Consider the following 3253-nt stretch of genomic DNA (forward strand, 5'->3'; position numbering starts at 1 on the left):
CGACAAGCTGCGCAAAGTGATGGCAACACTGCTTTCCCGCGCGGCCACCGACAACGCCCAGTAGCCCGCCTAAGCCCCTTTCTGCCGTTTACCCGTAGCACAGGCAGGGCTGGGGCGCAGTAACGCCAGGATGACGCATGAGCATTTACGATGACAGTGCCGCGGACGACGTGCCGGTGTGGGAGCCGCAGTCGCAGCCGATGACCCTCTCGGAGATTGCCGCCGAGGTGGGGCTGAGTCGAGACGACATACATCAGTGGATGCGCATGTATTCCGACTTTCCGAAGCCTTTGGGTTCGTCAGGGCATGATAAAACCTTTGACCGAGCCGAAGTGTCCGCCTGGCTCCACAAAAATCACCTCCACGAGTACGAATGTGCGGACCACAACGATTTACAGACCGTGCGGGATATGGCGGAGGTCATCGGAATGGCACCGCACCGTCTTGCCACCCACCTGCGGCGAGTGCCAGGCGCACCCACCCCGATGATTGGTTTCGATGACACCACCGGCCGCAGGCTACGCGTCTACAGCGCCAGGGAGGTATCCCGATGGATTGAACAGCGATTCCCCGGCCGTTACAACACTCAACAGCTGTTCTACGAAGCTACAGCTAAGTGACCTCACTAAGCCCCAGGCGGGTTCCTACGACGACATTTACTCTCGGGTGCATGGCTATGGTTCAACCCAAGGGCATGAGGACGCGCGGTTAGCGGCGTTGGCGGCTTAGCTCGCGCCACAGTGTCCCTGCGGGGTGCTGACACCAGTCGTGTCGGCACTCCGTGTTTGTTTCCACTGGCCACACCACGTTTGGGAAAGGGCGGACAGTTGCAGCACTACAGGCAGAAAACTCCCCCTTGGCCACGGTGCCAAGGGGGAATGGGCCTACAGGGTGCGGAGCAGGTCTTCCGTGTTGAGCAAACTGTCACCGCCGTCCAGCTTATCCAGTCGATACTTACCGTCGACGGTGCCCCACTCGCCGGTGGGGGCCCGCCCCGGGAAAGTAGACACCGTGGGGTGAACAAAATGTAGGTGTAAGCCTGTCACTCTTTGAAGTGGTTTGCCCTGACTGCCACAGTGCTTTAAGAACGCCACTTATCAGCTGGACGATCTAGGAGTTGCGTGGCTTTTAGTCTTTTCACTCGGTCTGGGTTGATAGCGAGAAAATTTCCGGCCATCTTGAGATTTGGGCTGTATCCCTTGAATGAAAGTTTGCTCGAGGACTCCAGCTCTGGCCACATTCCGGCGGCTTGAACGATGAGTTCGGGGTTCGCGCGTCGTTTACTCCAGAGCTCATTGGCATAGCGGAGAACTGAACGACAATACTGTGCGGTAGATTCAGTCAATCCGCTCAGGATCGTGTGAGCTGGTTGCATAAGGAGGAGGTCTTGGATTCCTTTTCGGGCAGTTCGGTACATCGATTCGCTTTCTGCCCACCCCGGTTGTAGATAAAAGGGTCGAATGACTGATTCACCCGGATTTTGATGGGGACCTTTCGTATGAGCGGTCCAGCTGACGAATGGGGCGCGGTGAACGATGGTGCTGCGATATTGCCGAAGCCAGGGGAGCCAATCTTCTGGACCATGCCTTTGCCAGTCTAGGAATAGTCCTAAGAGGTTGTTTTGTTCTTGTCTCCCTGCAGTTCCGACGTCGGCAAAAATTCCTGGGCGTAGTGTGTTGCCGGATTTCCCGTTTTTGTGAGCTTTGGCTGCGATATCTAAGATTCTGCCGCAGTCGGTATGGAGGAGTTTTTCTTTGAACCCGCCAACTGCGACTGTGACTGCTGCGAGCCGGTCTAGTGCTTGTGCGAGTGAGATGAGGGAATGGTCTTTAAATATGTGGAGCAGCTCGTTGTTTGGTGAATGAAAGACCGTGCTCAACTCTGGCGGAATTGGATCCTTCGCGTTAAGGTCAGAGTTCTGGACACGGGCAATTTTCATATTCTGAGAGAGTTCGAGTTCTCTGAATTTTTCATTGCACAATGCACTGGTGGACAGTGCGGTTTCGACACCGCTGATTGATGATAGGAGATACTCGCCGATTAGTGCGGAGTGCTTCCAATTGATTTGATCGGTCATCCATCCGATACCTGCCTTGTCCTCGTCGAGGTCGTTGAGGACGCTGTTGTACAACACTTGAGAGGCTCTTTTGGCGGCTTCGATGTGTGGGTTAGTCATGTTTCTATCAAACATCATTTGTTGAAGACGCGTTGTAGAAATGATGTCCTGCATAGACCTTAAAGTAGGACTGAGATGCTCGAGTGGGGATTTGCTGATGGTTGGCGGGAATTGAATTTTTAGACGTTTTCCTTTGAAGAACCACTCTGTCTTATTTGTTGCGTAATACCGGCTTGAACCGGTATTCTGTCTCCAGTGCAGGGTGATTCCTGCACGCATTTACGTTCCTTCGGGGCTCACCACATCTGTAAATGACGATAATCAGCACGCTTTGGCGTGGTTTTTTGTTGTTGGATTTTGGATTGGTGAAGGAGAACGAACGATGGAAATCCCTGCGGCGCACTTTGGGCGTAAAGCAGTGCGTACTGTTGCTAACGATGCAGTGGTTCGGGTTGAGCTTCGTCTCCCCGCCGTGATTGTCCAAAAGCTCGCTCAGCAATCTTCTGAAGTAGGTTGTTCGATGTCTGCGGTCATGAAAAAGTGGCTGACCGAATCTGGACATTATCTCGATGAAAGGGGCGAAGTTGGGGATGCAGGGGGTGCATCTGTGACTTAAGACTGCTTATCGGACAGATCCGAAAACAAATTCAGGGCCCGATCCTGCCAGATCGCGCCCTGTGGTCGCCGACGTTCTACCAAAACGTTGAGCGAAAGAATCCAATCAATTCACTTGGAGTTACATGAATGGAGATGCGTCTATTTTGTCATGCCTAAAAATATTTAGCAATTGTGCCTGCCGATCCAACGCTTTGCGTATGAGGGCGGTGAGCGCTCGTGGGTAGGTTTACGGCTCTTGCAGCAGCAACGACCGTTCTCGAGAAACCCGCTTCCAGGGATTTTGTGCCTAGGGATGTGTCAACTGTCTCGGTGATTGGTCAGGCGTCGCCGTCGCGGGTGCGTAGGTTGACTCGGCGCACGCTGCCGGATGAAGAGCGTTATCTGCGGCTACGCGAGGTGGGCATCCACCGCCCAGCGGGGCCTCTGCGGAGTGAGGCCATCGCCCGAGCGGCGCTTGTCCAGGCGCATACGCGTGTTCTTGATGAAATCGCTGATGCTAAGGCGACGCGCGTTGTAGCA

4 protein-coding genes are annotated in these 3253 nt (G+C 54.3%); 2 read left to right on the forward strand and 2 right to left on the reverse strand.

Features of this window, described 5'->3' with window-relative positions:
• The first annotated feature begins 137 nt into the window (after window positions 1–137).
• Window positions 138–620 (forward strand): helix-turn-helix transcriptional regulator, encoded by a 483-nt coding sequence (locus VVR85_RS11130; protein WP_368520932.1) that lies wholly within the window; start codon window positions 138–140, stop codon window positions 618–620.
• 264 nt (window positions 621–884) lie between these two features.
• Here the strand turns inward: VVR85_RS11130 and VVR85_RS11135 are convergent, their stop codons facing one another.
• Both VVR85_RS11135 and VVR85_RS11140 read right to left on the reverse strand, forming a co-directional pair.
• Complete coding sequence (locus VVR85_RS11135; RefSeq protein WP_368520933.1) at window positions 885–1010, reverse strand: hypothetical protein; 126 nt, start codon at window positions 1008–1010, stop codon at window positions 885–887.
• Between the two features lie 71 nt (window positions 1011–1081).
• Window positions 1082–2395 carry a hypothetical protein gene (locus tag VVR85_RS11140; RefSeq protein WP_368520934.1) on the reverse strand — a complete coding sequence of 438 codons (1314 nt, stop codon included), beginning with the start codon at window positions 2393–2395 and terminating at the stop codon, window positions 1082–1084.
• On the opposite strand from VVR85_RS11140, the gene VVR85_RS11145 reads away from it, so the two are divergent.
• A complete protein-coding gene (locus VVR85_RS11145; RefSeq protein WP_368520935.1) occupies window positions 2379–2732 on the forward strand; it encodes a hypothetical protein in 354 nt (117 codons plus the stop codon). The genes VVR85_RS11140 and VVR85_RS11145 overlap by 17 nt on opposite strands.
• The last annotated feature ends 521 nt before the right edge of the window (window positions 2733–3253 follow it).

Source organism: Corynebacterium sp. LK2590 (assembly GCF_040946105.1).
Classification (GTDB): Bacteria; Actinomycetota; Actinomycetes; order Mycobacteriales; family Mycobacteriaceae; genus Corynebacterium.

Coding starts and splice junctions, on each gene's coding strand:
- VVR85_RS11130 (WP_368520932.1), top strand. CDS start 138: ATGAGCATTTACGATGACAGTGCCGCGGACGACGTGCCGGTGTGGGAG.
- VVR85_RS11140 (WP_368520934.1), bottom strand. CDS start 2,395: ATGCGTGCAGGAATCACCCTGCACTGGAGACAGAATACCGGTTCAAGC.